General features: G+C 57.3%; 25 protein-coding genes and 1 pseudogene. 19 read left to right on the top strand and 7 right to left on the bottom strand.

Annotated elements, in window-relative coordinates; translation table 11 throughout:
• The first annotated feature begins 10 nt into the window (after positions 1–10).
• On the top strand, positions 11–736 hold the full coding sequence (locus tag HGP12_RS34620) for a response regulator transcription factor (protein ID WP_168839674.1): 726 nt from the start codon (positions 11–13) through the stop codon (positions 734–736).
• Positions 737–825: 89 nt separating this feature from the next.
• Here the strand turns inward: HGP12_RS34620 and HGP12_RS11605 are convergent, their stop codons facing one another.
• Positions 826–1179: a MarR family transcriptional regulator gene (locus HGP12_RS11605; protein WP_095436095.1), complete on the bottom strand. Its 354-nt coding sequence runs from the start codon at positions 1177–1179 to the stop codon at positions 826–828.
• A gap of 99 nt (positions 1180–1278) precedes the next feature.
• On the opposite strand from HGP12_RS11605, the gene HGP12_RS11600 reads away from it, so the two are divergent.
• The 14 genes from HGP12_RS11600 to HGP12_RS11540 all read left to right on the top strand — a co-directional run bounded on the left by HGP12_RS11600 (position 1279) and on the right by HGP12_RS11540 (position 13210).
• Positions 1279–1818 (top strand): hypothetical protein, encoded by a 540-nt coding sequence (locus tag HGP12_RS11600; protein WP_168839675.1) that lies wholly within the window; start codon positions 1279–1281, stop codon positions 1816–1818.
• 2 nt (positions 1819–1820) lie between these two features.
• Positions 1821–2489 carry a lytic transglycosylase domain-containing protein gene (locus tag HGP12_RS11595; RefSeq protein WP_168878833.1) on the top strand — a complete coding sequence of 223 codons (669 nt, stop codon included), beginning with the start codon at positions 1821–1823 and terminating at the stop codon, positions 2487–2489.
• Entirely contained in the window at positions 2486–2788 is a 303-nt protein-coding gene (locus tag HGP12_RS11590; protein WP_007694680.1) for a TrbC/VirB2 family protein, read from the top strand. The genes HGP12_RS11595 and HGP12_RS11590 overlap by 4 nt, the downstream gene beginning before the upstream one ends.
• Positions 2789–2793: 5 nt before the next feature.
• Complete coding sequence (locus HGP12_RS11585; protein WP_168840063.1) at positions 2794–3132, top strand: type IV secretion system protein VirB3; 339 nt, start codon at positions 2794–2796, stop codon at positions 3130–3132.
• The gene (locus HGP12_RS11580; RefSeq protein WP_168878814.1) at positions 3125–5494 is read left to right on the top strand and encodes a VirB4 family type IV secretion/conjugal transfer ATPase; all 2370 of its coding nucleotides are present in this window, start codon (positions 3125–3127) and stop codon (positions 5492–5494) included. Before HGP12_RS11585 ends, HGP12_RS11580 begins: the two co-directional genes overlap by 8 nt.
• Positions 5494–6189 carry a P-type DNA transfer protein VirB5 gene (gene virB5, locus HGP12_RS11575; protein WP_168878832.1) on the top strand — a complete coding sequence of 232 codons (696 nt, stop codon included), beginning with the start codon at positions 5494–5496 and terminating at the stop codon, positions 6187–6189. Before HGP12_RS11580 ends, virB5 begins: the two co-directional genes overlap by 1 nt.
• On the top strand, positions 6186–6419 hold the full coding sequence (locus tag HGP12_RS11570; RefSeq protein WP_168878813.1) for an EexN family lipoprotein: 234 nt from the start codon (positions 6186–6188) through the stop codon (positions 6417–6419). Before virB5 ends, HGP12_RS11570 begins: the two co-directional genes overlap by 4 nt.
• A gap of 3 nt (positions 6420–6422) precedes the next feature.
• Positions 6423–7355: a type IV secretion system protein gene (locus tag HGP12_RS11565; RefSeq protein WP_168878812.1), complete on the top strand. Its 933-nt coding sequence runs from the start codon at positions 6423–6425 to the stop codon at positions 7353–7355.
• Positions 7356–7394: 39 nt separating this feature from the next.
• A complete protein-coding gene (locus HGP12_RS34770; RefSeq protein WP_246703319.1) occupies positions 7395–7676 on the top strand; it encodes a hypothetical protein in 282 nt (93 codons plus the stop codon).
• Between the two features lie 5 nt (positions 7677–7681).
• Positions 7682–8353 (top strand): virB8 family protein, encoded by a 672-nt coding sequence (locus HGP12_RS11560; RefSeq protein ID WP_168878831.1) that lies wholly within the window; start codon positions 7682–7684, stop codon positions 8351–8353.
• 5 nt (positions 8354–8358) lie between these two features.
• Positions 8359–9237: a P-type conjugative transfer protein VirB9 gene (virB9, locus tag HGP12_RS11555; protein ID WP_246703331.1), complete on the top strand. Its 879-nt coding sequence runs from the start codon at positions 8359–8361 to the stop codon at positions 9235–9237.
• Positions 9227–10396, top strand: coding sequence for a type IV secretion system protein VirB10 (virB10, locus tag HGP12_RS11550; protein WP_168878810.1), 1170 nt, complete (start codon positions 9227–9229; stop codon positions 10394–10396). Before virB9 ends, virB10 begins: the two co-directional genes overlap by 11 nt.
• 8 nt (positions 10397–10404) lie before the next feature.
• Positions 10405–11394 carry a P-type DNA transfer ATPase VirB11 gene (gene virB11 / locus HGP12_RS11545; RefSeq protein WP_168878809.1) on the top strand — a complete coding sequence of 330 codons (990 nt, stop codon included), beginning with the start codon at positions 10405–10407 and terminating at the stop codon, positions 11392–11394.
• 241 nt (positions 11395–11635) lie between these two features.
• On the top strand, positions 11636–13210 hold the full coding sequence (locus tag HGP12_RS11540) for a Fic family protein (RefSeq protein ID WP_168878808.1): 1575 nt from the start codon (positions 11636–11638) through the stop codon (positions 13208–13210).
• Here the strand turns inward: HGP12_RS11540 and HGP12_RS33965 are convergent.
• The 3 genes and pseudogenes from HGP12_RS33965 to HGP12_RS11525 all read right to left on the bottom strand — a co-directional run.
• Positions 13187–13351, bottom strand: a pseudogene (locus tag HGP12_RS33965) (Fic family protein); the annotation flags it as partial. The gene HGP12_RS11540 and the pseudogene HGP12_RS33965 overlap by 24 nt on opposite strands.
• A 138-nt stretch (positions 13352–13489) precedes the next feature.
• A complete protein-coding gene (locus HGP12_RS11530; protein ID WP_168878807.1) occupies positions 13490–14875 on the bottom strand; it encodes an O-antigen ligase family protein in 1386 nt (461 codons plus the stop codon).
• A 155-nt stretch (positions 14876–15030) separates the two neighbouring features.
• Complete coding sequence (locus HGP12_RS11525) at positions 15031–15606, bottom strand: sugar transferase (protein WP_168878806.1); 576 nt, start codon at positions 15604–15606, stop codon at positions 15031–15033.
• Positions 15607–15793: 187 nt separating this feature from the next.
• On the opposite strand from HGP12_RS11525, the gene HGP12_RS11520 reads away from it, so the two are divergent.
• On the top strand, positions 15794–16729 hold the full coding sequence (locus HGP12_RS11520) for a UDP-glucose 4-epimerase family protein (RefSeq protein WP_168878805.1): 936 nt from the start codon (positions 15794–15796) through the stop codon (positions 16727–16729).
• Positions 16730–16743: 14 nt separating this feature from the next.
• Here the strand turns inward: HGP12_RS11520 and HGP12_RS11515 are convergent, their stop codons facing one another.
• A complete protein-coding gene (locus HGP12_RS11515) occupies positions 16744–18030 on the bottom strand; it encodes a nucleotide sugar dehydrogenase (RefSeq protein ID WP_168878804.1) in 1287 nt (428 codons plus the stop codon).
• 258 nt (positions 18031–18288) lie between these two features.
• On the opposite strand from HGP12_RS11515, the gene HGP12_RS11510 reads away from it, so the two are divergent.
• Positions 18289–18477 carry a hypothetical protein gene (locus HGP12_RS11510; RefSeq protein WP_168839689.1) on the top strand — a complete coding sequence of 63 codons (189 nt, stop codon included), beginning with the start codon at positions 18289–18291 and terminating at the stop codon, positions 18475–18477.
• A 223-nt stretch (positions 18478–18700) separates the two neighbouring features.
• Here the strand turns inward: HGP12_RS11510 and HGP12_RS11505 are convergent, their stop codons facing one another.
• Together HGP12_RS11505 and HGP12_RS11500 are read right to left on the bottom strand one after the other, a co-directional pair.
• Complete coding sequence (locus tag HGP12_RS11505) at positions 18701–18928, bottom strand: conjugal transfer protein TraD (protein WP_168878803.1); 228 nt, start codon at positions 18926–18928, stop codon at positions 18701–18703.
• Between the two features lie 49 nt (positions 18929–18977).
• Positions 18978–19202 carry a TraC family protein gene (locus tag HGP12_RS11500; RefSeq protein ID WP_168878802.1) on the bottom strand — a complete coding sequence of 75 codons (225 nt, stop codon included), beginning with the start codon at positions 19200–19202 and terminating at the stop codon, positions 18978–18980.
• A gap of 191 nt (positions 19203–19393) precedes the next feature.
• On the opposite strand from HGP12_RS11500, the gene traA reads away from it, so the two are divergent.
• Together traA and HGP12_RS11490 are read left to right on the top strand one after the other, a co-directional pair.
• A complete protein-coding gene (gene traA / locus HGP12_RS11495) occupies positions 19394–23278 on the top strand; it encodes a Ti-type conjugative transfer relaxase TraA (protein WP_168878801.1) in 3885 nt (1294 codons plus the stop codon).
• 886 nt (positions 23279–24164) lie between these two features.
• Positions 24165–24848: a YoaK family protein gene (locus HGP12_RS11490; RefSeq protein ID WP_168878800.1), complete on the top strand. Its 684-nt coding sequence runs from the start codon at positions 24165–24167 to the stop codon at positions 24846–24848.
• The last annotated feature ends 132 nt before the right edge of the window (positions 24849–24980 follow it).

The raw sequence follows: 24980 nt of genomic DNA, 5'->3' as shown, positions 1-24980 counted from the left end.
GCGCTTCGACGTGGCGGCCTGCAACGAAGTCATCATCTGGACCTCCGATGCAGAGCTGTTCCTGCCGTTTAGCTATATTCTGAAGACGGAAGGCTTTATCCCCTCCGTGGCTTGCAGCGCAAACGATGTTCTGGCCTCCTGCACGGAGCGCTCGCCGTGCGCAGTCCTTTTCGATTGCACCCACGAAACCCAAGATGCCGTTTCCATATGTGGCGAAATCAGGCGAGCCACCACACATGACGACGAGGTCCGCCTGATTGCGCTCTTACGAAGCGAAGCGCAGCCCCTTCATCTGTCCTTGCTGCAAGCCGGTGTTGATGACTTCCTGTTCAGGCCGCTTTCACCGGAGAAGTTGCTGACATCTCTCATGCAGGCGACGGGACAGGCCATGGAAACGGCCCACTCAAAAATGGTCGCGTCGCTGGCTTTCGCCGACCTGGAAGTCGACGTCGACAGTCGCCGAATACATTGCAACGGTCACGACTTTGCGCTGCCGCCAATCGAGTTCAATATTCTACGTCATCTGATGAACAGGGAGGGACAGCTCTGCAGCCGTTCCGAACTGATTGCTTCGGCTTGGCCGGCTTCCGCCGAAGTCACGCCGCGAACCGTGGATGTTCACATTGGCCGCTTGCGCAAGGCGCTGGGAGAGTTGCCCGGATGTGGTGCTGTCATTCGCACCGTCCATGCAGCTGGCTATGTGTTCAAGCTACCGGGCTTACGAAAGAGTGAGTAAAGCCGATCAGCATAGTCTCTTTGTTTGGACCCTTCTCGGTTTTTATTGATTATTTTGATTCAGTTTGATTCGGCCGCTGAGATGATCAATTACCGCGCCTGAAAGCTCCGTAGCTTCTCGAAAATCTCCGGCGCGATCTCAAATTGACGGGCCTTGCCGCGCCCCATGGAATTCTTCACGAACGTCTCGGTCAAGATCCCACGTTTCACCAGCGGCTCGATTGTCTCCGTCACGCCCATACGTGTGAGCTTCGTAATTTCGACTATATTTGAGATAGTTAGTGCCTGATGAGCTTGGTTCATGATGTAAAGAACACTCATCATGCCAACCTGCTTCAGCCTGGATTGCGGTGTCTCGTCTTCCTGCGGATTATCCATGATTTCGTGCAGGATGAAGGCTGCAAACGAAAGACTGTGCCACTGCGTGGTTAGGGTACTTGTCATCTTTTTAACTGCATTATATAATTCAGTATAAATTACGAACGACGCCAGATTCGTCGCCGGACGGATCGTTTGATATCGCCACATCGAAGGATCATGCTGATGAAACGCCTTCTGGTTGGAACAATCTTCGCCATTGCCGGCTCCATCCCTTTATACCTCATTTCCGAGCGGCATGCGCGCGCCGATGATTGGGGATGTCAGGTTATCCTGTGTCTTTCCAATCCGGGTGGACCTACACAATATGCCGCCTGCCATCCGCCGATCAGCAAGCTCTGGCAGGAGCTTGCCAAGGGGCATTCCTTTCCCACCTGCAGCGGTGTCGGCTTCCGGGCATCGCGTCCCGGTTACGAGCCCTATTTCTGCAGTGACAGCTATCGCCTGACGACACGCTATGGCGAGCGCGGTCAACAGGAGACCTGCGTTTCGCGAACCCTTTCCAAGGTTGACGGCAGCTATTGCGCATCCGGTCGTGATGGCAGCGCAAGAGACGATGGGCTGGTGATATCGGCGCGTTGGCAGCGGGATGGCCGGCACATGCAGTGCATGGGCTATCCGACGGCGCGACCGAATGTGCGATCCGAACCCCATTATGTCGATGTGACCATCGACGGCGTTGGAAGCCAACGAGTGTGGTACTGATCATGGCCGTCTCCTTCACCGACCTTGCCCAGACCTGTGCGCCGGCGATTGCGATCGAAACGCTTGCAGCGGTTGTCAGTCTCGAAAGCCAGTTCCAGCCTTTTGATATTCGCGTGGGCGGGAGCTCATCTCTTCATGAACAACCGAAGAGCAAGGCGGAGGCGATCGAAGCCGCAACGGCGCTGATGGCGGAGCATAAAGATGTCCAGCTAGGGCTTGGCGGCATTGGCATCGCCGAATTGCGCAAGTTTGATCTCAGCATCGCGGACGCCTTCGACCCGTGCCTCAACCTCAAGGCAACGGCCACACTGCTCGATGGCTATTATCGTCTGGCCGAGCGCGCCGGCGCCGCGCCGCAGCAGGCTGAGCGCGTGATGCTGCAATCCTACTACGGGCGCTCCGATCCTTCGGTCGGAAAGATGGCGCAGTATGACGATCAGGTCCGAAGCGAGGCCAAACGGCTTTCGAAAACGCTGTCCGCCATAGCGATAGGGCAGAGTGTCGGGCGGCCGACAGTTCCAGAAATCCAGTCCAGTGATCCGTCCTTGAACGGTGAGGAAGGGCGTTTGCCCGAACGGCCGGCGAAATTACGGTCTTGGGATGTCTTCCATGCAGCGCGGCAATCATCTGCGCTGATCTTCCAAAATGATCCCCCGGAGCAATCTGAATGATGTCGAGAATTAATATTCGTGCATTTGGCGTTACCGTTGCGATGGCAACTGTCCTTTCGATCGCCATGATCGAGCCAGCCTTCGCACAGAGCGCCGGCGGGATCGAGACGGTTCTGCAGAATATCGTCACCTTACTCACCGGCAACGTTGCCAAGCTCTTGGCAACGATCGCCGTCATCATCGTCGGTATCGCCTGGATGTTCGGTTACCTGGACCTTCGCAAGGCCGCCTATGTCGTGCTTGGTATCGGCATTCTATTTGGCGCCTCGCAGATCGTCAGCACGATTTCCGGGGGCTGAAGATGATGCCGGAGAAGGTTTCGCTTGAGGAAGATACCCTGTTCTTGGCCTGCACCCGGCCAGCGATGATTGCCGGGGTAACGATGGAGGCCATGGGCGTCAACATTATACTGACGACGATCCTCTACATAATTGCCGGCTCGATTGCCTATGGGCTTGTCGGTGTGGTCTTTCATTTCATTTTTCGCTCGCTCGTCAAGCATGACCACAACATGTTCCGTATTCTGCTGGCCTGGATCGAAACCCGGGGTCGTTCGCGCAACGGCGCCTATTGGAGCGGTGCTTCGCTGACGCCGTTGAGGCTAGTGCGACACTATGACGAAAGGGACCTTGGTCATGCCTAATGTGTCCCGTCTCAAATTCCGTGAACTCGAACCGGAAACATTTATCCCCTATGTCCGGCACGTGGACGAGACCGTGATCGCACTCGATTCCAGGGCATTGCTAGCGATGATCGCTTTGGAGGGCGTATCGTTCGAGACAATCGATGCTATCGATTTGAACAGCCTGCAGCGCGATCTCAACACGCTCTACCGCAATATTGCGGACGAGCGCTTGGCATTCTGGACCCACCTCATCCGCCGGCGCGATAACACTTATCCCGACGGCGAATTCACCAATTCCTTCTCGGCAACATTGAATGGCAAGTATCGGGAGCGGATGGTGAGCGAAGACCTGTTTCGCAACGATCTCTATCTCACTCTGCTTTGGCATCCGGCACGCGATCCGACCGAACGGCTCGCAAACCTGCTGTCACGGCTTCGCAAGGTCCAACGAGCCGCAGTGGAGCTCGATGAGGATAGCCTGAAGCATCTGCGGGACAAAGTAACCGATGTCACTGCGGGACTGCGACGCTTCGGGCCACGCGTGCTGTCACTCTACGATCAGAAGGGCATCCTGTTTTCCGAACCGAGCGAGGTGCTGCATCAGTTGATCGGCGGCCGCCGAGAACCCGTACCATTGACGGACGGCAGGATCTCCTCGGCGATCTATTCCGATCGTCTAATCTTCGGGCGCGAGACAGTCGAGATCCGCGATGAAGGGACAAGCCGTTATGCTGGCATGTTCGGTTTCAAGGAATATCCATCAAGAACCCGCGGCGGTATGCTGGACGGCATTCTGACGGCACCTTTCGAACTGATCCTCGCTCAGTCCTTCGCGTTCAGGTCCAAAACCGATGCCCGCACCATCATGGGGCGCAAGCAGAACCAAATGGTGAGTGCGGTCGACAAGGCGGCCTCCCAGATTGAAGAGCTTGACGCGGCAATGGACGAGCTGGAATCGAACCGTTTCGTGCTCGGCGAGCACCATCTGACCCTCGGGGTATTCGCTTCATCTGTCAAAGACCTTGCTGATAATCTCGCCAAGGCGCGCTCGCATCTGACCAATGGCGGCGCCGTCGTGGCGCGCGAGGATTTAGGGCTCGAGGCCGCATGGTGGGCACAATTGCCCGGTAATTTTCGGCATCGGGCCCGTTCCGGTGCGGTCACCTCGCTGAATTTTGCAGCGCTTTCTCCGTTTCATTCCTATCCGATGGGTAGGAAGGACGGCAACGAATGGGGCCCCGCCGTCGCCATGCTGAAGACGGCGTCAGGCTCGCCGTTCTATTTCAATTTCCACTATGGCGATCTCGGCAACACCTTCGTCTGCGGTCCGTCGGGTGCCGGTAAGACCGTACTTCTCAATTTCATGCTATCGCAACTCGAAAAGCATGACCCGCACATGGTCTTCTTCGACAAGGATCGTGGCGCCGACCTCTTCGTTCGGGCTGCCGGCGGAACCTATTTGCCTCTGAAGAACGGGCTGCCGACCGGATGTGCGCCGCTGAAAGCCTTAGCGCTGACCCCGGCGAACAAGATATTCCTGGCACGATTTATCGCCAAGCTAGCCGGTGCGGGCATGCGTGATTTTTCGGTCAGCGATGTCAGCGATATCGCGCTGGCGATCGATGGTCTTGCCGATCTGCCGAAAGAGCAGCGCACGATCGGCGCTTTGCGCACCTTTCTCAACAATACCGATCCGGAAGGGATCGCCGCGCGCCTGCGTCGGTGGGAAAGAGGCGGGCCGCTTGGTTGGGTCTTCGACAACGAGGCCGATGAGATCGGTATCGGCGCCAAATTTCTCGGCTACGACATGACCGATTTTCTCGACAATGAGGAAATCCGTAATCCCTTGATGGCTTATCTTTTCTATCGCGTCGAACAATTGATCGATGGCCGGCGGATTATCATCGTCATCGATGAGTTTTGGAAGGCGCTGCAGGACGAGAGCTTTCTTGATCTCGCCCAGAACAAGCTCAAGACCATCCGCAAGCAGAATGGCTTGATGCTGTTTGCCACGCAAAGCCCGCGTGACGCCATCAACTCATCGATCGCGCATACGATCATAGAGCAATGCCCAACACAGGTTTTCCTGCCGAATTCCCGCGGTAGCCGAGACGACTATGTCGCTGGCTTCAAGCTCACCGAGCGCGAATTCGAGTTGGTTGCCCGCGAGCTCTCCGCCGAAAGCCGGCGCTTCATTGTTAAACAGGGTCACAACAGTGTCGTCGCCGAACTCAATCTCAACGGTTTCGACGATGAGCTCGCAATCCTGTCCGGGCGAACGGCCAATATCGAACTCGCCGATGCAATCCGGTCTGAACTCCGAGACGAAGGCGATGGCGAAGCATGGTTACGAATGTTCCAGCAAAGAAGGAGTGTGTGATGGTTCGATGCAGAATTCTTCGACAAACAGCGTTAGCGTTGCTCGTCTCAGCCCATGTCGCCGGCGCGCAGGGTATCCCGGTGATCGACCAGACGGCGATTGCCAAGCAGATCGAAAGCATAACCCAGCTGAAATCGCAGCTCGATGCGCTGAACCAGCAACTCCAGCAGGCCCAGCAGCTCTACGGTTCGCTAAACAAGCTGACCAATATGGCCGACGTCGCCGGCCTGTTGAACGATCCGGCGATCCGCAAGGCATTGCCGAAAGACTTTTCTGCGGTCGAAAGCCTGCTCAAGGGCTCAGGTTCAGGCACGCTTGGCGATGCGGCCTCAAAGTTCTTGACCGACAATTCGACCTACAAAACGAGCGCTAACGATTTTTATGCTCAGGAACTGTCGCGTCTTCAGAACAAGAATGCAGGGCAGATGAGCCTTGGCCAGCAAATCTACGACGCTGCGACCAGGCGGATCGACGGGATTGATCAATTACGCCAACAAATCTCTTCGGCGAGCGACGCCAAAGATATCGCCGATCTGCAGGCACGCCTGCAGGCCGAAACGGCCTTTCTCCAGACCGATATGCTCAGGATGCAGGGATTGCAGATGGTGCAGCAGGCCGAGGTTCAGGTCGATGAACAGCGCAGGGCCGAGGATTGGCGCAAGCGCATGGATACAATGGGAGCAGCCCTTCAATGAAGTTTCTTGTTCTCTTCACACTCGGCCTCTCTTTGTTCGGCTGCTCGAAGCAGCCCGAGCGTACCTATTCGGTCGACGAGCTGATGGCCAACCAAACGCTGCTGTCGGATCTCATCGCCAAATGCAAAAGCAATCCCGGCGAGTTGCGAGAGACGCCGAACTGCGTGAATGCCAAGGCAGCAGATTGGAAATCCCGCCTGGAACGCATGGGCAAAGCACTCGGAGGCTGAGGCATGTATCAGATCTTTGCTTTCGTCGACGGGCAGTTCAAGGCGCCGCTGGAGAATTTCATATCGTCAGGTACGTCGAATATTGCCAGCTGGGTCACCGGGCCATTGACGGCGGCATTGACACTTTATGTCATCCTCTATGGCTTTCTGATCCTGCGCGGATCAGTCCACGAACCGATCATGGATTTCGCCTTTCGGGCAATAAAGCTTGCCATCATCCTGATGCTGGTCACGAATGCTGGCGAGTACCAGACTTATATCGGCAATATCTTCTTCGACACATTGCCTAAGGAAATCTCACAGGCGTTGAACTCCGGCACGATACCAAGCGCCTCGACCTTCGACAGCCTGTTGGATAAAGGGCAGAAATGCGCGCGGGAGATTTGGTCGCGCGCCTCATGGGGAGTCGACATCGTTACCGGTCTCGGCGGCATGTTGGTCATCTTGGCAAGCTTCGTGGTTGCCGCGATCGGTTATATCGTCTCGCTCTATGCCCGCCTGGCGCTTGCGATCGTGCTTGCGATCGGACCGATTTTCGTAGCGCTCGCCATGTTCCGCTCGACACGCCGCTTTACCGAAGCCTGGATCGGGCAACTCGCCAACTTCGTGATCCTGCAGGTACTGGTCGTGGCGGTTGGCTCCCTACTCATCACCTGTATCGATTCCACCTTCACAATGATCGAGAGCTACAGCGACGTACTCATGCGACCCGTTGCGCTCGGCGCCATTTGCCTTGCCGCCCTCTACGTCTTTTACCAGCTTCCAGGCATCGCCTCGGCACTTGCCGCTGGCGGAGCGTCGCTCACCTACGGCTACGGCGCGGCACGCGACGCGCATGAAGGCACGCTTGCCCGAGGTGCTACCTACATGGCGCGAGCGACTGGTCGGGGTGCACGTGCCCTTGGCCGCAGCTTTCGTTCCGAAAGAACCGACTGATGTGGAACTTCAAGCAAACAACAAGATGGCTGGTTCACGATGATCCGAATATTCGTGCTTTTTTGTGTGGTATCAACGCTCGGCGGCTGCGCGTCACATTCCTATCCCCTGCCCAAATGCGACGGCTATTCGCGCCGGCCGCTCAATCGCGCCATGTGGCAATGGGACGGCGATAGCCGGTCCACGCCCCAACCTCCTCACTCTTCTCCGGCACAGTCCGGTGGCAAGCCACCTGCCTATGTCGAGGAAAAGCCGGACATCGTTCCCGCCGCCTTCGCGCATTTTGCTGTCGGCGATTCCTACCGCCCATGCGGAGGGTAGCGGTGATGGTGACGACGGACAGTCTCAAGGATTATTTCGATAGGGCCCGGCGCTTCGATCAGGACCGCATGATTCACATGGAACGTTCGGCTCGGATTGCCTGGTTCGTGGCCACCGGGGCCAGCGTTCTTGCGGCGATTTCGATTGTCGCCATCGCAGGCTTGACACCGCTAAAGACAGTTGAGCCTTTTGTCGTGAGAGTCGACAATTCCACCGGTATTGTCGATGTCGTTTCGGCACTCACATCGACTGCTGGCACCTACGACGAAGCGGTGACCAAGTATTTTGCCGCCCGTTATGTTCGTGCTCGCGAGGGTTATGTCTGGAGCGAGGCGGAGGAGAATTTTCGCACGGTTTCGCTGCTCTCAACGGCGCCGGAACAGACCCGCTTTGCCGCAATTTATCGCGGTGGTAATCCGGATTCCCCGCAAAATATCTACGGCCGCGGCGCCACATCGCGGATCAACATTGTTTCCATCTCGCTGATCAACGCCAATGTACTCTCTGTTCGCTATATGCGTACCATCACCCGCGGTGATGAGACCCATACGACCCATTGGGTGGCAACGCTTACCTTCTCCTATGTGAATGCTCCAATGTCCTCGACCGATCGGCTGATAAATCCGCTCGGCTTCGCTGTCAGCGACTATCGATCCGATCCGGAGGCCATCAATTGACACATCTGAAACATCATTGTTTGATCGCACTGCTCCTGACTGCTAGCCTGCCGTCGGCAGCCCTTGCCTTGGAAACGCCGCGCGGCGCATCCCAGGACAGTCGGATCCGCTTCGTCGACTATCAGCCTTACAATATCACCAGGATCGTGGGCTCGTTACGTTCCTCCGTCCAGGTGGAGTTTGCCGCCGACGAGGAAATCGCGCATGTGGCGCTTGGCAACACGGTCGCCTGGGAAGTGGCGCCCGCCGGCAATATCCTCTTCCTGAAGGCGCGAGAGAACCAGCCGGTCACGAACATCTCCGTGGTCACGACACGTCGTGATGGTTCGACGCGCAGTTACCAGATGGAGTTGACGGTTCGAGACGGTCCGGTTGCCGCCGGCCAGGACACTTACTTCTATGTCAAATTTCGCTATCCGGCAGATGATAGGGAACGCCGCCGTCAGGAGGCGCTCGCGCAGACCCAGGCAGCACAAGCTGGACAAGCCGACACTGTGCTGGCTTTGCACGAGCAATATGGACCGCGCAACTGGCATTATTCGGCACAGGGATCAGAAGCGTTGGAACCGAACGCTGTCTATGACAACGGCAAGATCACGACTATCGCCTTCCCCGGTAATCAGGAAATGCCGGCAATCTATATGGAAAACTCCGACGGCACCGAGAGCCTGGTACCTAAGTCGGTCGCCGGTGATCTCGTGCTCGTTCATGCGATTGGCCGCAAATTCATTCTACGGCGGGGAGGAGACGTGCTCTGCATCTTCAACGAGGCCTACGATCCGATGGGCATCGATCCCAACACCAATACGACATCGCCTTCGGTGAAGCGCGTCATGAAAGTGCAGGCGGCAAGTGCCGTAACAGGAGGGGCTCATGGCGGATGAGGCGGAAGACCGTATCCCAGGCGAGCGCGCCGAGACGGATGTCAACCCGCGAACTGAGGCCAGTCCATTCCTGAAGCGCGGTGCCGTGGTTCTAGCGATGGTCGCTTTTGTTGGGTTTTCGCTGTGGTCGATGCGTGACCGGCAAAAGACTGAGACAACAAAGCCCGACCATGTCGTTATTCGCCAGACGGCTGACTTCGAGCCGGCGAAGGAAGAGGTAAAGCCGGCTGCACCGCTTCCCGAAGTGCTGCTACCGACGCCTGCGCCAAAGGAGCAGGTCACACCTGCTGAGGACACTTTGTTGGATTCTGCCCGCCGTGCGCCGGTAATGGCCTATAATGGACAGCAGTCCTCATCGCAACGCCGCAACACAGCCGCCGCCATGTCGCAAGACCCTGGCTCCAATTATCTCCCTGTTCAAGGCAGCCTTGGTGGCGCCCAACCTGAAACGGAGGATCAGCGCTTCAACAGGATGTTGACGCCGACCCATCTGGAAGGATCACGCGCCGGCACGCTCGGCAATCGCGACTTCATCGTGGCGATGGGAACTTCGATTCCCTGTGTGCTGGAGACGGCGCTCGCCTCCGATCAGCCGGGCTTCGCCAGCTGCGTCATCAACCGCGATGTGCTCTCGGACAATGGCCGCGTCGTTCTGATGGAGAAAGGAACTCAGATCGTTGGAGAATATCGAGGCGGCTTGAACCGGGGCCAGAAGCGTCTGTTCGTGCTTTGGAACCGGGCAAAAACGCCAAGAGGTGTGATTATTACACTCGCCTCGCCCGCAACTGACGCACTCGGGCGGGCGGGCATGGATGGCTATGTCGACACGCATTGGTGGGAGCGCTTCGGCAGCGCCATCCTGCTCTCCATCGTTGGCGACGCGACGACCTATGCCGGCAGCCGGCTGCAGGATAGTGACGTTCAGGCGCAGAATACGACGACCGCTGGCCAGCAGGCAGCAGCGATCGCCGTCGAGCAATCCATCAATATTGTGCCGACATTGACAAAGCATCAGGGCGAACTCGTCTCAATTTTTGTCGCCCGCGATCTCGAATTTTCCGACGTCTATAGTCTGCGTGTCACCGAACCCCGCACCAGGATCCTCGATCGGGCGGTGTCGGGAGATTTCATGCCCCGATCGACGCTCGTGACGAAGTAGGGCGGAAGATGGCGGAAGCTTCAGATGCTGGTGTCGTGCGTGAATTGCTTTTGCCACTATCTCGCTTCCTGAAGGATACGTCGCTCTATGAGATCGTCGTCAACCGCCCGGGTGAAGTGCTGACTGAGGGAACGGAGGGATGGCAGCATCATGCACTGCCGGATCTTAGTTTCGAGAAGCTGATGCGTCTGGCCCGGGCGATTGCAAGCTATTCGAACCAGGCAATCGATGAGGTCCGGCCGGTCTTGTCGGCCTCTTTGCCCGATGAAGAGCGGATTCAGATCGTTGTTCCACCGGCAACGACTAAGGGCACGGTCAGCGTCACGATCAGAAAGCCGTCGTTAGTGACGCTGACGTTGGATGATCTCGAAAAGGGTGGATTGTTTTCCGATGTCTCCTCGCCAAACCGTCATGTCGAATCCTCCAATACGAAGTTGGACGAGATCCTTAAGGCAGGAAATTACGCGACGTTTCTGCGTGCGGCGGTTCTTGCGCGCAAGAACATCATCATCTCGGGCGCGACCGGATCGGGCAAGACAACTCTGTCGAAGGCATTGATCCGGCATATCCCAGAGCATGAGCGGATAATCTCGATCGAGGATACGCCGGAGCTGGTCATCTCGCAGCCCAATCACGTCAGGCTTTTCTATTCGAAAGGAGAGCAGGGGCTGTCGAAAATCAGCGCGAAAGATTTGCTCGAATCGTGCCTCAGGATGCGACCCGATCGCATTCTTCTACAGGAGCTGCGCGACGGTTCGGCCTTCTACTACATCCGGAATGTCAATTCAGGACACCCCGGATCGATCACAACGGTGCATGCCGATTCTGCGGCGCTGGCATTTGAGCAACTGACGTTACTCGTAAAAGAGTCGGAAGGTGGTCGTGACCTTGAGCGTGGCGATATTCGTAATTTGCTCAAGATCGCGATCGATATCATTGTCCAGTGCAAGCGGATTGATGGGCGGTTTCGGGTTAGCGAGATTTATTTTGAGCCGTGATCGAGCGGAGAAATGATTAGTTCTATCTCGACCTATGTCACTAATCGATTTTCGATGCGAAACTTGCGGTTTCGATGAGGCCTATGCCCACAATTAATCAATTTTCGATATGATCGATCGTATCTAAGCGTTTTTCGATAAAGATAATTGATTTCCGATGTAAGCGATTTTCGATATCATGTCTCAAAAATAATCATCCTTCGATGATGTAACTTGTTTTTCGATGAGGAAGGAAGTCGGCATGACAGCCAATCCCGCAAATCCGGCGGTCTTCCAAGAGCGTATCGTGCCAACGGATACGGTTCCCGTTGGGTATGCAGCTCTCATCCAGAAATACGGGATTGCAGCCCCTGTTCGTCGCCCCTCGTGCGTCGCGAAGGGCTTCGTCTATGGCTCGAGGAGAGCACATGAAGATTGGACGATCTTCGACAAGCGCTTCGCTCCAGGGGACAGCTTGCTTGGACATCTGTCTTTCGCACTGAGGCACGAGACGATCGATCTGTTGATCCTAAAAAAGCTATTTCACATCGTCCCGGCAAGTGAGATCGCAGCGCTAATCGAAGCCGAACCGACGAGCAGCGCGACGCGCCGGATCTGGTTTTTCTATGAATGGCTGACAGGTACACGCCTTGACATTCCGGACGCGGAACGGGGGAACTATGTTGAAGCGCTTGACACAGCGAGCTACTTCACATCGTCCCCGGTGAATTCGCCCCGTCACCGCGTGCGAGACAATCTCCTTGGTACACCAGCATTCTGCCCCGTATTAAGGCGCACCGAATATCTCGTCGACACGGTCGCCCACCGCTGGGATGCTGAAGCCAAAGAGCTCATCGGAAAGATCGGGAAGGGGATCGTTACGCGCGCGGCAAGCTTTCTGCTTCTGTCGGATAGCCAGGCATCCTACCAGATCGAAGGCGAACGCCCGCCGCGAAGCCGCCTCGAGCGTTGGATGAGGGCTGTTGCCCAAGCGGGAAAGCGGCCGATCACAGTCGACGAACTCGTGCGCCTCCAGCACATTGTCATCGAGGAGAACCGGTTCATTATGCGCGGCCTGCGAGACGCCGGCGGCTTTATTGGCGATCGCGACTGGAACGACGATCCTCTCCCCGAATTCGTTTCAGCCCGGCACGAAGACATTAACGATCTTCTCGGAGGGATCATAGCCGCAGGAAGCAGGATGGCGGAGAGTGGGGTCGATGCCGTACTTCAAGCCTCGGTCATGGCCTTCGCCTTCGTGTTCGTCCATCCCTTTGAAGACGGAAACGGTCGCCTGCATCGGTACCTCATACACCATGTTCTGTCCGAGCGCGGATATACGCCCGCCGGCATGATCTTTCCCATTTCTTCCGTACTTCTTGAACGCCAGGAGGAGTATGGCGCGCGCCTGCGCGGTTACACCGGACCGCTGTTGCCCTTTATCGAATGGGTGCCGACACCGGAGAAAAACGTGCGTGTTGTCAACGACACCACCGATCTCTACAGGTTCGGAGATTACACGGAGTTGACGGAATTTCTCTATGCTTGCGTCGTTCAGACGATCAGGCATGACCTGCCAAACGAGATCGATCACCTCTCGCGTTTCGATGAAGCGAAGGGACGCATTCAGGATTTCCTTGAGATGCCGGACGGGATGATCTCCAGTCTCATCAATTTCATCCGTCAGAACGAGGGTACGCTTTCCAAGAAGCGGCGCAGTCGTGAATTCGAAAAGATGACGGACGAGGAGGTAAAGTCAGCGGAAGCGGTGGTTCGCGACGCCTTCGACATCGGCCTATCGAATGAGGATGGCGCGCCCAAAGGCCCGCTCGGCTAGGCTCAGCCTTTCCAGTAGGGCCAGCACGTCGATCGACGGTTCAGGCGGTAATGGGGGTGGCACGAAGGCGTGCACGATTTCGCCCGCTATAGTCGTCTCGACGAAGCGGCCTAACCGAAGGTTAGAAGCTGATTCGGACATGCCCAATTACGAGGATGCAGTGTTATTTAAGCAATTGGCTCTTGGCTTAAATAGGAGCTGAGCTAGGTTAAGCGCCCTTAGATGGCGGAGCGATACCACTATGGGCGGATACCGGAAGTAGTCGTGCAACTATCATGCTCACGCTCTCACGGCCGCTTCTTTCCTTTCCACCTTCGCCATCGTCAAATACTCTCCCTTCAGCCGCATATGGCACCAGCAGGCGAAGGCGGAGCTTGCGAAGGCCAGGCTTTCGCCGATCGCCAGGCGGTTGTTGGAGTTGCTGAGCAGGGTTAGCGAGAAGAAGAAGAGGCAGGCGATATAGGCGTGCCACGCGGCGCGCGGGATAATGCCTGCCTTGCGGGCGCGCCAAACGGCGCGGATGAAGATGGCGAGCATGAAGCCCATGATTACCGCACCGAACAAGCCGTAGCGCACCAGGATTTCCAGGTAGCCGTTGTGCAGCAGCGTGTATTGGACATGCGAGTAGCGCGTCTCCGCCCAGCGTTCGAGCCACCGGTTGCCCCAACCGAAGATCGGTGCGGAGGAAAAGACCTCCCAGCTGTTCGACCAGAGCTGCAGGCGTTCGTCCATCGACACCGGCGTATTGCTGGAGCTGATGGCGCTTGAAATCACGCCGCCCATCTCGTGGCCGTTGGCCACATTTTCGACCATGGAAAGGGCTGCCGCCACGGTCGGGCCAGCCGTCTTGTCGAGATTGTGCCTGACGCCATAGATACCGGCGATCAACAGGGCTGCGATAGCGATGATGATGATAACGCCGCTCTTCAGGCGCAGGTAGGTCAGCGTGATCAGCGCCAGCAGCGGCAGGGTGATGCCGAGCGCCAGCCACACGCCTTTTGATTTGGCGCCGTAGATGGCGATGAAACAGAGCGCGAAGATGAAGGGCGAAACGATATAGGCGAAGCGGGCGATCCGGCGGTCACTGGATTTGTCCGTCAGGTAGTGCAACAGCCAGAACAGGGTGAAGATCACGATCATGCCGCAGGCAACGGCGCCGTGAATCTGGTTGTTCATGATCAGCGGCCGGATGGTTTCGCCGGCAAAGACCTCGCGCAGATGCTGGGTGGCGACCAGCATGATGAGGACCATCGCGAAATAGGCTGCGACGATCTTCTCCATCAGCTCCTCATAAAGCAGGAAGGCGACGCCCATGATGGGAAAGAAGAAAGGGAAGGCATAGAGCCAGTCTGAGGCGCCGATATCGTGCTGCGGCGTCAGCCAGAAGGTGATGAAGAACCGGACCATGACATAGAAGGCCCAGCCCATGCAAAGCCAGCCGATCCAGTCCGTGCGCGGCCGTATCGGTGCCTTCATGTAGTAGTAGAGGGCGATCAGAGACAGGAGCGCGGAAGCGTAGCGATAGGTGTCGCTCTCGACCACGGTCGGCGAGGCGACCAGCAGCCAGAGAATGCCTCCGATGATGGCGACCGGTTTCGTCATGCTGCTTCCAGCCTTTGTGACGCCGACGGGTTCGGCTGCAAGGTCAGCATGCGGTTTGTTCATGCGCGAGTCATCCAATGTCGTCCGCCCTCATCCAGAATCGATTCACCATCCGGCATTTCTCGCCCCCATGACGGCCCCTATGGTCGCAAAGGGGCAGGAATACGGCGATTTTCCCATGCCGTTGCATCAATAATGTCGATTTCGCCGAATGGTTGTTAATGCGCAACTCCGTCGCGTTTGACCACTTTCAAGGCCGTCAGGAAAATAACCTTTAAGTCGAAGAAAAAAGATCGTCGACGCAGATAGTCTTCGTCTAGCGCCACCTTCTGCGGGATGGGCAGCTCGTCGCGGCCGTTGACCTGCGCCCAGCCGGTTAGGCCCGGCAGCAAGGCATCGACGCCGCGCTCCGTGCGCAGGGTTATGAGGTCGTGCTGATTGAAAAGGGCAGGGCGCGGGCCGACGATGCTCATCTCGCCCTTGAGGATGCACCAAAGCTGCGGCAATTCGTCGAGGCTGGATTTGCGCAGGAAAGACCCGATGGGCGTCAGATAAATGTCGGGGTTCTTCAGCAGATGGGTCGCGACGGCAGGCGTATCGGTGCGCATGCTGCGAAATTTCGGCATGCGGAAGATCCGGTTTTTCCGGCCAACCCGATCCGACCAATAGAGGATCGGACCTGGCGAGGTCAACCGCACTGCGAGAGCAACGATCAGGATCGGGATGAAAAAGACGATTGCCGCGGCAAGAGCGGCGAGAAAATCGAAAAGGCGCTTGGCGATCGTATAAAGCATCGTCTCTTGTCGTTGCATCGCCCTTTGTTCAGAGGGTAATGAAGGTCGTCATTGTCCTGTGCATCTCATATCGCGATTTTAAGCACAACCATCCTCCGCAAGATTCCTCGCCCTTGTTCAGAGCGGATATCCAGTGCAAAGCATGTTTCAGCTAATCATGGTGCGGAAAAGCGGAGGCAGTGCGCGGATGATCCTGGTGACGGGTGCGACGGGTTTTGTCGGACAGGCTCTATGCGCGGAGCTTTCCCGCCGGAGGATGGATTATCGGCCGGTCAGTCGCAATTCCCGCCCAGGCTTCGCCGCCATCGGGGCAGTGAGTGGCGATACTGATTGGACCGGAGCGCTTGCCGGCGTCGATACCGTCATGCATCTGGCTGCCCGCGTCCACGTCATGAACGAGAGCGCCGCCGACCCGCTGGCCGCATTCCGCGCCGTCAATGTCGATGCAACGCTCAACCTTGCGCGACAGGCAGCGGCCGCAGGTGTGAAACGCTTCATCTTCCTGAGTTCGATCAAGGTCAACGGCGAGGGGACGGCGGCGGGTAAGCCCTTCAGGGCTTCGGACGCGCCGCATCCGGAAGATGCCTATGGGCGCTCGAAGCTTGAGGCAGAGGAGGCCTTGCTCGCGATATCAACGGAAACTGGCATGGAGTTGGTCATCATTCGGCCGCCGCTCGTTTATGGTCCCGGCGTCAAGGCGAATTTCGAAAGCCTGATGAGATGGGCTGCCCGGCCGTTTCCTTGGCCATTCGGGGCGGTTCGAAACCGCAGGTCGCTCGTCTATGTCGGCAATCTCGTCGATTTCATGCTGCTCTGCGCCAACCATTCTGCTGCCGGAAACCGCGTGTTCCTGGTCAGCGACGGCGAAGATCTTTCGATCGGCCAGCTGATCGCCAAACTGTCTCTGGCCGCGGGGCGCAAGGCTTGGATGCTGCCGGTGCCGCCTGCGCTGCTCGAGGGACTTGCCGCGCTTTTGGGGCGACGAGCCGCCGCGCAGCGGTTGCTTGGCTCGCTTCAGGTCGATATTAGCCAGACGCGGGCGGTCACCGGTTGGTCGCCGCCTTACTCGGTTGAAGAAGGGCTGACGGCAACGGTTGCCGGTGCTGGGATGAAGGGGCGTTGAGCTGGCCTTTCAGCTTACAGGCTCCAGACCGAATGACCTTCCAATAGAGGATTACTCCGATCGAGGGCTGCCTTCACGTCGACAACGACACCGTTCTCGTTCAAAAGATCGAGGACCTCTGCGGCGCCCTCGGCCAGATAGGATTTGTGGGGGACGGCAAGCACGACGGCATCAAGCTTGCCGAAGTCCGTCAGCTCCCTGAGCTTTATGCCGTATTCTTCCTCGGCTTCCGAATGGCTCGCCATCGGGTCGTGCACCAGCGGCTCAAGGCCGAACTGATGTAGTTCGCTTATAATGTCCGGCACGCGGCTGTTGCGCAGGTCGGGCACGTTTTCCTTGAAGGTCAGGCCGAATATGCCGATGCGGGCGCCGTTGATCGGCTTTTTCGCCGCAACCAGCATCTTTATAAGCTTCTGGGCGATGAAGGCGCCCATGCCGTCATTGATGCGGCGGCCGGAAAGAATGACCTCGGGGTGGTAGCCGAGTTCCTCGGCCTTGGCCGTCAGATAATAGGGGTCGACGCCGATGCAATGGCCGCCGACCAGGCCGGGAGTGAAAGGCAGGAAATTCCATTTCGTCCGCGCCGCCTTCAGCACGTCGGCCGTGCGGATATCCATTTTCTCGAAAATGATCGAAAGCTCGTTCATCAGCGCGATGTTGACGTCGCGTTGCGTATTCTCGATCACCTTGGCGGCTTCGGCCACCTTGATGCTGGGGGCGCGATGGATGCCGGCCTCGACCACGGCACCATAGATGGCGGCAATCCTTTCCAGCGTTTCCATGTCATCGCCTGCGACGACTTTGACGATGCGCTCAAAGGTGTGCTCCGTGTCGCCGGGATTGATGCGCTCGGGCGAATAACCAACATGGAAATCCTCGCCCTGACGCAGCCCGGAAACTTCGGCCAGCTCCGGACCGCAGACCTCTTCTGTAACGCCGGGATAGACGGTGGATTCGTAGACGACGATCGAACCCTTGCGTAAAACCTTGCCGACCGTGCGCGAGGCGGAGATCATCGGCCGCAAATCAGGCTGCCGGTTCCGGTCGATCGGTGTAGGCACGGCGACGATGAAGACATCGCGATCCCTGAGATCCTCGATATCGCTGCTGATGCGCAGCCCGCTCGACCGCAGCCGTTCGGAAGAAACCTCCCGGGTATCGTCTTCGCCTGCCTTCAGTGCGGCGACGCGGGAGGCCTTGATGTCGAAGCCGACCACATCGCGGAATTTTCCGGCGAGCGCGATTGCGACTGGTAGGCCCACATAACCGAGGCCAATGACGGCAATTTTTTCGTTCAACACAGCATACCTCGAACATTCCGCCTGAATTAGCCCAAATCCGAAGCGAATGTCAGCGCCTAATATTTGCCTTGAGGATCATTTCAGATGCGAGTCGCATGAATGTGATGATCGGTCAGCTGCGTTGCAATGGCCTGGGCATGCGGTCTTGTCGCGCGTCGCGCCTCAGCTTTGGCGCAGGATGCCTATCGAAACTTTCTGGTTTCGATCCCATTTATTTGGGTGAGACTTATTTTCTTTTCTCGGAAAGCGTAGTTCGCAATGCGAAACAGCTATCTTAAAAATCTACGGACCAAGCGCGAAGAGCTTGAAGCCAAGCTCGAGCTGCATATAGCGCGCTATTGTTTCGGCGAAGGCGAGGTGGACGACGGTACCGAAGCGGACCTCCGTCAGCGGATTGCGGAAATCTCCGACGAGATTGCCGCTCTCGAAACCGAGCGCGGAGAGTAAGATGTCACAGGCGGCTTCGTTTCGAGCCGATCCGGATCGGCTTTAACACTTCCAAAATAGCAAATCTGGTGATGCAGCAGCTGGAACCGACATGGCCGCCGTGGTAGGTGCGAACCAAGCGACACGTCGAGGCAAAAAGATCGTTGTCGCCGTTCCATCCATTGTGATCACGACCGCAGGCGCAATGCTCTCGGAAGCATTGGGCTTGATCATCACTGTACCGTCATTCTAGATCCTTGCTTTCCGCATTGGTCATGCGTGCGTCGGCTCGAAACGCTTCCATCCCAATCTTGTGTAACTGGTTGTAGCGTGCGGTATCTGACGGGATCCGGCTCGCCTCGATCAGGGCGCCGAGCAGGAATGCGCGATCGGCTTTTCTCAAGCCAGCCTTGATGATCAATCCGCCGAAGATCATCTTTTCGCGTGTTTCGCGCTTACGATCGTTTGTCATATCGCGCTGCCGCCTTCGTTCGAGAAACATAATCCGCTGATCTAGCCTCTTAAGCGGATTCGCCCGTTGTGGTTTTTTCGCCGTCGCGAAATCGCGCTGTAATCTCGGCGAGAACGTCATTGAGCTCGGCGTCGGAAATGTTCAGTTCGGCGAGACCGGCCCTCCGCGCCGCGCTAGCGAAACGTTCATTGGCCTTGGCGACCATGGTCTTGCGTTTCTCCCTCAGCAGCTCAATCTGTGTGTCGATCTCGGAAACCGTGGTTTTTGCGCGCATATCTGTCCTTCCTTTTCATCAGGGTCGAGTCAGCTAGTATCTTTTATACTGCATTAAATGCAGTAGTCAAATCGGCGGAAATAATATAGGAAAGTGGAATTCGCCCCGGAAAACTGGGATTTTTCGGAGGTCTTCTAGCTGAACATCTCGACATCCGCGATGCTGAGGTGCCATAAAAGATAGAGTCAAATATGGCTATTATGTTTTTGAGAGCGAAAATGATCAGCCGCGGAGCGGGACAGAACATTGTCTCGGCTGCCGCCTATCGTCATCGTACCAAGATGATGGATGAGCAGGTGGGGACTAAGTTTCGCTACTCCGCACGGGCGGACGAACTCGTCCACGAGGAACTCGCTCTGCCCGAGAACACGCCGGCATGGTTGCAAATTTTAATCGACGGACGATCGGTTGCCGGCGCCAGTGAAGCGCTCTGGAATACTGTCGATTGTTTCGAGACCCAGCGTAATGCACAATTTGCCCGCGAGATCATCCTTGCGCTTCCAAACGAGCTCAGCAGGACGGAGAATATCGCCCTCGTGCATGACTTCGTTCGCGAGAACCTGTTGTCGCGCGGGATGGTGGCAGACTGGGTCTATCACGACAAGAAGGGCAATCCGCATGTCCACGTTATGACCACGCTGCGTCCACTGACCGCGGAAGGGTTTGGGCCGAAGTACGTCGCTATCGTCGACGACAGGGGCGAGCCGCTGCGCCGCAAAACCCTCGATAGGCCGAAAGGAGCAAACGTTTACCGTCCGTGGGCAGGCAACAAGGAAACGATGGTGGAGTGGAAGCTTGCCTGGGCTCAAACGGTAACGCGCCATCTGGCACTTGCCGGTCACGATATCCGCATAGACGGCCGCTCCTACGAGGAGCAGGGATTGCGGGGAATGGGGCAGCGCCGTCTCGGTCCCGCCCGCACGGCACGTCTCCGCAAGGGCGCCGATGTCTATTTCGCCCCTGCAGCATTGGCGCAGCGTCACGAGACGGCGGATCGCCTCGCTGCCGACCCCGGCCTATTGCTTAGGCAGCTCAGCAACGAGCGCTCGACTTTCGATGAAGCAGAGATCGCCCGTGCCCTGCACCGCCACGTTGATGATCCAATCCTCTTTGCCAATATCCGCGCAAAACTGATGGCGTCGGATGATTTGGTAATGCTGCGGCCGCAGCAAGTGAGTGCGGAAACTGGTGGTGTCGAGCTGCCGGCAGTCTTCACGACGCGCGCGACGATCAGAACCGAATTCCACATGGCGCGATCGGCATTCAATCTCTCGAACATCGGTGGCTTCGCGATATCGCCATCCCAAGTTGATGCTGCGATAGCTGAGATTGAGGCCGCGCCAAACAAGGCCATTCGGCTAGACGCTGAGCAGGTCGATGCGGTTCGACATATCACGGCCGATAGCGGCATTGCCGCAGTCGTCGGTATCGCGGGCGCTGGCAAATCGACGTTGCTGAGTGCGGCACGTATCGCCTGGGAAGGAGACGGCAGGCGCGTCCTCGGAGCAGCGCTCGCCGGCAAGGCGGCGGAGGCATTGAATGATAGTTCCGGGATCCGTTCGCGTACGATTGCCGCTTGGGAGCTTGCCTGGAAAAACGGCTATGACCAGCTGCAGAAGGGCGACGTGTTGGTTCTAGACGAAGCTGGCATGGTATCGTCGGAACAGATGGCGCGTCTTCTCAAACGCGTCGAGGATGCCGGCGCGAAAGCAGTTCTTGTCGGCGACGCGATGCAACTTCAGCCGATCCAGGCGGGGGCTTCCTTCCGTGCCATCGTCGAGCGCATCGGCTTTGCCGAATTGGTCGGCGTTCGCCGCCAGAGACACGAATGGGCGCGAGGGGCGTCTGGTCTGTTTGCCCGTGGAAATGTTGAGAAAGCCTTGAGTGCCTACAGCGCCCATGGCCATCTCCTCGAAAGTGACACGCGCAATGATGCGGTTCAACGCATCGTCTCCGACTGGGCCAGCGCTCGCCTCGATGCCATTGCCAAGGCGGAGGTGGAAGGTCGTAAGTTGCGTGGCGACGAGTTGATGGTTCTCGCCCACACCAACAGCGAGGTGAGACGCCTCAACGACGCGATCCGTGCGGTCATGTTGCAACAGAATGCGCTTGGGGAGGGTAGGTCGTTTCGCACAGAGCGCGGCAGACGTGAGTTTAGCGAGGGAGATCGGATCATCTTCCTGGAAAATGCGCGGTTCGTCGAACCAAGGGCCCCTCACCTAGCTGTTCAGCATGTCAAGAACGGCATGTTTGGAACGGTGATATCGATAGCGGACCGAGGTGGGAAACCATTTCTTATCGTTCGGTTGGACAGTGGTCGGGACGTCATGTTCGCCGAAGACACTTATCGCAATGTTGACCATGGCTATGCCGCGACGATTCACAAGACCCAAGGATCGACCTTCGACCGCGCTTTCGTGCTGGCAACAGGAATGATGGACCGACACCTGACATATGTTGCCATGACGCGTCATCGCGAGCGTGTCGATCTTTATGCGGCAAGGGAAGATTTTCAGCCAAAGATCGAATGGGGCAAGCCGGCACGCGTCGAATATGCCGCTGGCATCACCGGCGAGCTTGTTGAAACTGGGCTTGCGAAGTTTCGCAAGCGGGACGACGCAGGTCCTTCTCCTTATGTCGACGTCAGAACGAACGATGGAACCACGCATCGCCTTTGGGGCGTCAGTCTGCCCAAGGCGCTTCAGGAGGCCGGCGTGGGGGTCGGCGATACAGTGACCATGCGCAAGGATGGAACTGAAAAAGTTACCGCCAAAGTGCCTGTCGTTGATGAGGAAACGGGCGCGAGGCACTTTGAGGATCGTGTTGTCGAACGCAATATCTGGACAGCATATTCAATCGATAAGGCCGAGGATCGGACAGAGCAACTCGCCGCCGGACGTCGTCGACCAGCGCTCTTTGTGGAACTCGTCGAACGACTGTCGCGCCCCGGCGAAAAGACGACGACGCTCGATTTCGAAAATGAGGCGTCTTATAGATCCGTGGCTTTCGATTTCGCAACGCGGCGCGGTATCGACGCCATCGCGGATTATGGTCACGCCGTCGAGGCACAGGTTGAGCGTCTATCCAATTGGCTCGCCATACAACGGGATTATATAGCGCGGCTCTGGCAGCGGGCGAACGTGTCCTTCGGTATGGCAATCGAAACTTCGGGGCGAAATACTGCTGTTCACGCGACACACTACAAAGACGAGTTGCCCGCTTCGGTCGCAGATGCTTCCAGTCTATTGCCCGCTGGGAAATCCTTTAGCCGATCAATTGCGGAAGATGGGCGTCTCGCCCAACTCGCATCTCCTGCAATGTTGCCAGCGGTCACGAAATTCAAGGCAAGCCTCGATGAGGAGGCACGCAAGCGCGTGACCGAGACTGAGCATTACAAGCAGGTGAGAGCAGCACTCGCTGCGACTGGGTCCGTGATCTGGCGCGATCCCGCAGCCGCCGTGATGATGATCGAAGATCTGGTGCACAAGCAGATCGAACCTGAGCGTATTGCGCGTGCCGTCGCCACGGAGCCAACGGCCTATGGCCCTTTGCGCGGTAGCAGCAGGACGATGGATAAGCTGCTCGCTGGTGGCCGCGAACGCAGGAAAGCGCTGCAGGCGGTTAACGCAGTTGGCGCTGATATTCACTCTCTTGGTCGATATTACTTGAGCGCTTTTGAAAACCAAAAATCGGCGGTCATGATCGAGCGGGAACGGATGGCGATACCTATTCCAGCGTTGACGAGAATTGCCGAGACTGAGCTGCGACACATCACGTCCGAGACGGAGAATAACCCGCGCGAGCTGGCACGATTGGTTGGATCTTTGTCACCAGATGTCCGCCAGGAATTTTCTCTTGTCAGCAAAGCACTTGATGCTCGCTTCGGACCGGGTGTAATTTTGCGCAGCGAGACCGATGTTGCCAACATGGTCCCAAAGTCTCAGCAATCAGTCTTCAAAGCCATCCTTCGGCAATTGCGCACGGTCCAGCGTGCCGTCGCTATAGATAGGGCAGAAGAGATTATCGCTGAGCGCCAACGTCGAGCGATCAACCGTGCCCGTGGTGTTGATCGCTGAGAACGTCCAGAGATTTTGGCAATTATGCAGGGCCCACCACCAGACTCCCATTCCATGACCAGGTAGTCTGAAAGCGTAGCTTTTAGAGGGTGTTACGGATGCGGGTCGTAGAGGAGCTTCTCCGGCCAGCGGATCAAGCAGAACGTCTTGAAGGCGTCTTCCTCGGTGGCCTTGCGGAGGGTCTTAAGCGTGAAGGTCCGGCAGTGCGGCGAAAGCAGGAAGTGCTGGTTGCCCCGATATTTCTACTCTCCGGAGGACCTCCAGGTCGTCGGAGCTGAAGGAAATCTCGGATACGGCAGGCACGTTGATGTGATTGGGATCTTCCATGTTCAGAGCCTTCGACGAGGACAATACGACAGCGTTCGCCGATCAGGCGTTGGGTTGTCGCAGCTGTATTCGTATCAATCCGAACATGGGGCTGACGTTGCAGATCGGAAGGAGAGAGTCGATCGGTTTCAGAGAGCAGCTGTTACCAGGCAAGCGTGCCGTATTGCCATCGTGCCTCAATCGCTGCCATGGATCTGTCTCACGGAGTAATATATAAATTGCCAGTGAGATAGCGACAGGCTCAGCATCAAGTGGTTGATCGGTGTACTCGCCGGTGGCGGATCCGGACTACCGACTGGGATTCCTTCCGATCAATCGTAAGCAGGTGTCTCGCTAACCTGCTAGGGCGTGGAAATAGCGCCGCCATCGGCCGCCATCTGGCTGCTGTCGTCGCCACACAGAAACAGGGTCTGCCGAGCGGTCGCACGTCTTGGGTATGCCTGCGCGGTCTGATCGGTGTTGCACGGCGATGTTTCGCTTCGCGGGCGCGCAAATGTCTCGACATCGGAAGTTATTAGGCGCGATAAGGTCGGAAACGATCGAAGCGCGCGAGGAGCCGATGAAGCCGAGCCTGCCTACCCTTCTGAGCATCAATGGCGGTTATGTCGACACTGCCGGTTTTCTTGCCCTGCATGGGCTGTTCACGGCGCATGTCACGGGTAATTTCGTCACACTCGGCGCTTCCCTGGCGCTCGGAACCTCGGGCGCTCTGGCCAAGCTTTTGGCGCTGCCGGTTTTCTGCGTCGTTGTCATTCTAGCGCGTCTCGTCGGCGGCGATCTCTCGCGGCGCAATCTGCCGACGCTGCAGATCATCCTTACGCTAAAATTCCTGTTGCTGATACTCGCGGCGATCCTCGCTTTGTACTTTGGCCCGTTTGGCGACGGGGATGGCTGGCAGCCGCTTCTGACTGGCATGACGCTTGTCGCCGCCATGGCCATCCAGACGACAGCACACCGCATCCATCTCGGCTCGACGCCACCGACGACAATGATGACGGGTACGACGACCCAGATTATGATCGATATCGCTGATCTGCTTCGCGGCGGCACGCCCGAGGAGAAAGCGGCGATGAAAGCACGGCTTGCCCGCATGGGCGTTTCTGTCGGCGGCTTTGCCTTCGGTTGTGCGCTGGCGGCAGCCCTTTTTCTGTTCGTCGGCATGGCTTGTTTCCTGCTGCCGCCGGTTCTGGCGCTGGCCGGAATTCTCATGCACACCGGCAGGGCGGAGACGAAGCCGGCTTAGCTTGTTGCCTCTTTCCATTCTTGATCCTGCCGATCTTGCGCCTTTCTCCAGCCTTGCAAGTCGGTTACAGCTCTCTAAGTGTACGCCTCGGATCGAACTGGTCCGTCGCGTTTGGGGCGGCAAATCCTTGTG

The sequence above is a fragment of the Rhizobium sp. P28RR-XV genome, from assembly GCF_012641385.1.
Lineage (GTDB): Bacteria > Pseudomonadota > Alphaproteobacteria > Rhizobiales > Rhizobiaceae > Rhizobium.
The sequence above is the reverse complement of the archived record's forward strand: the minus strand, read 5'-3'. Positions and strand labels throughout refer to the sequence as shown.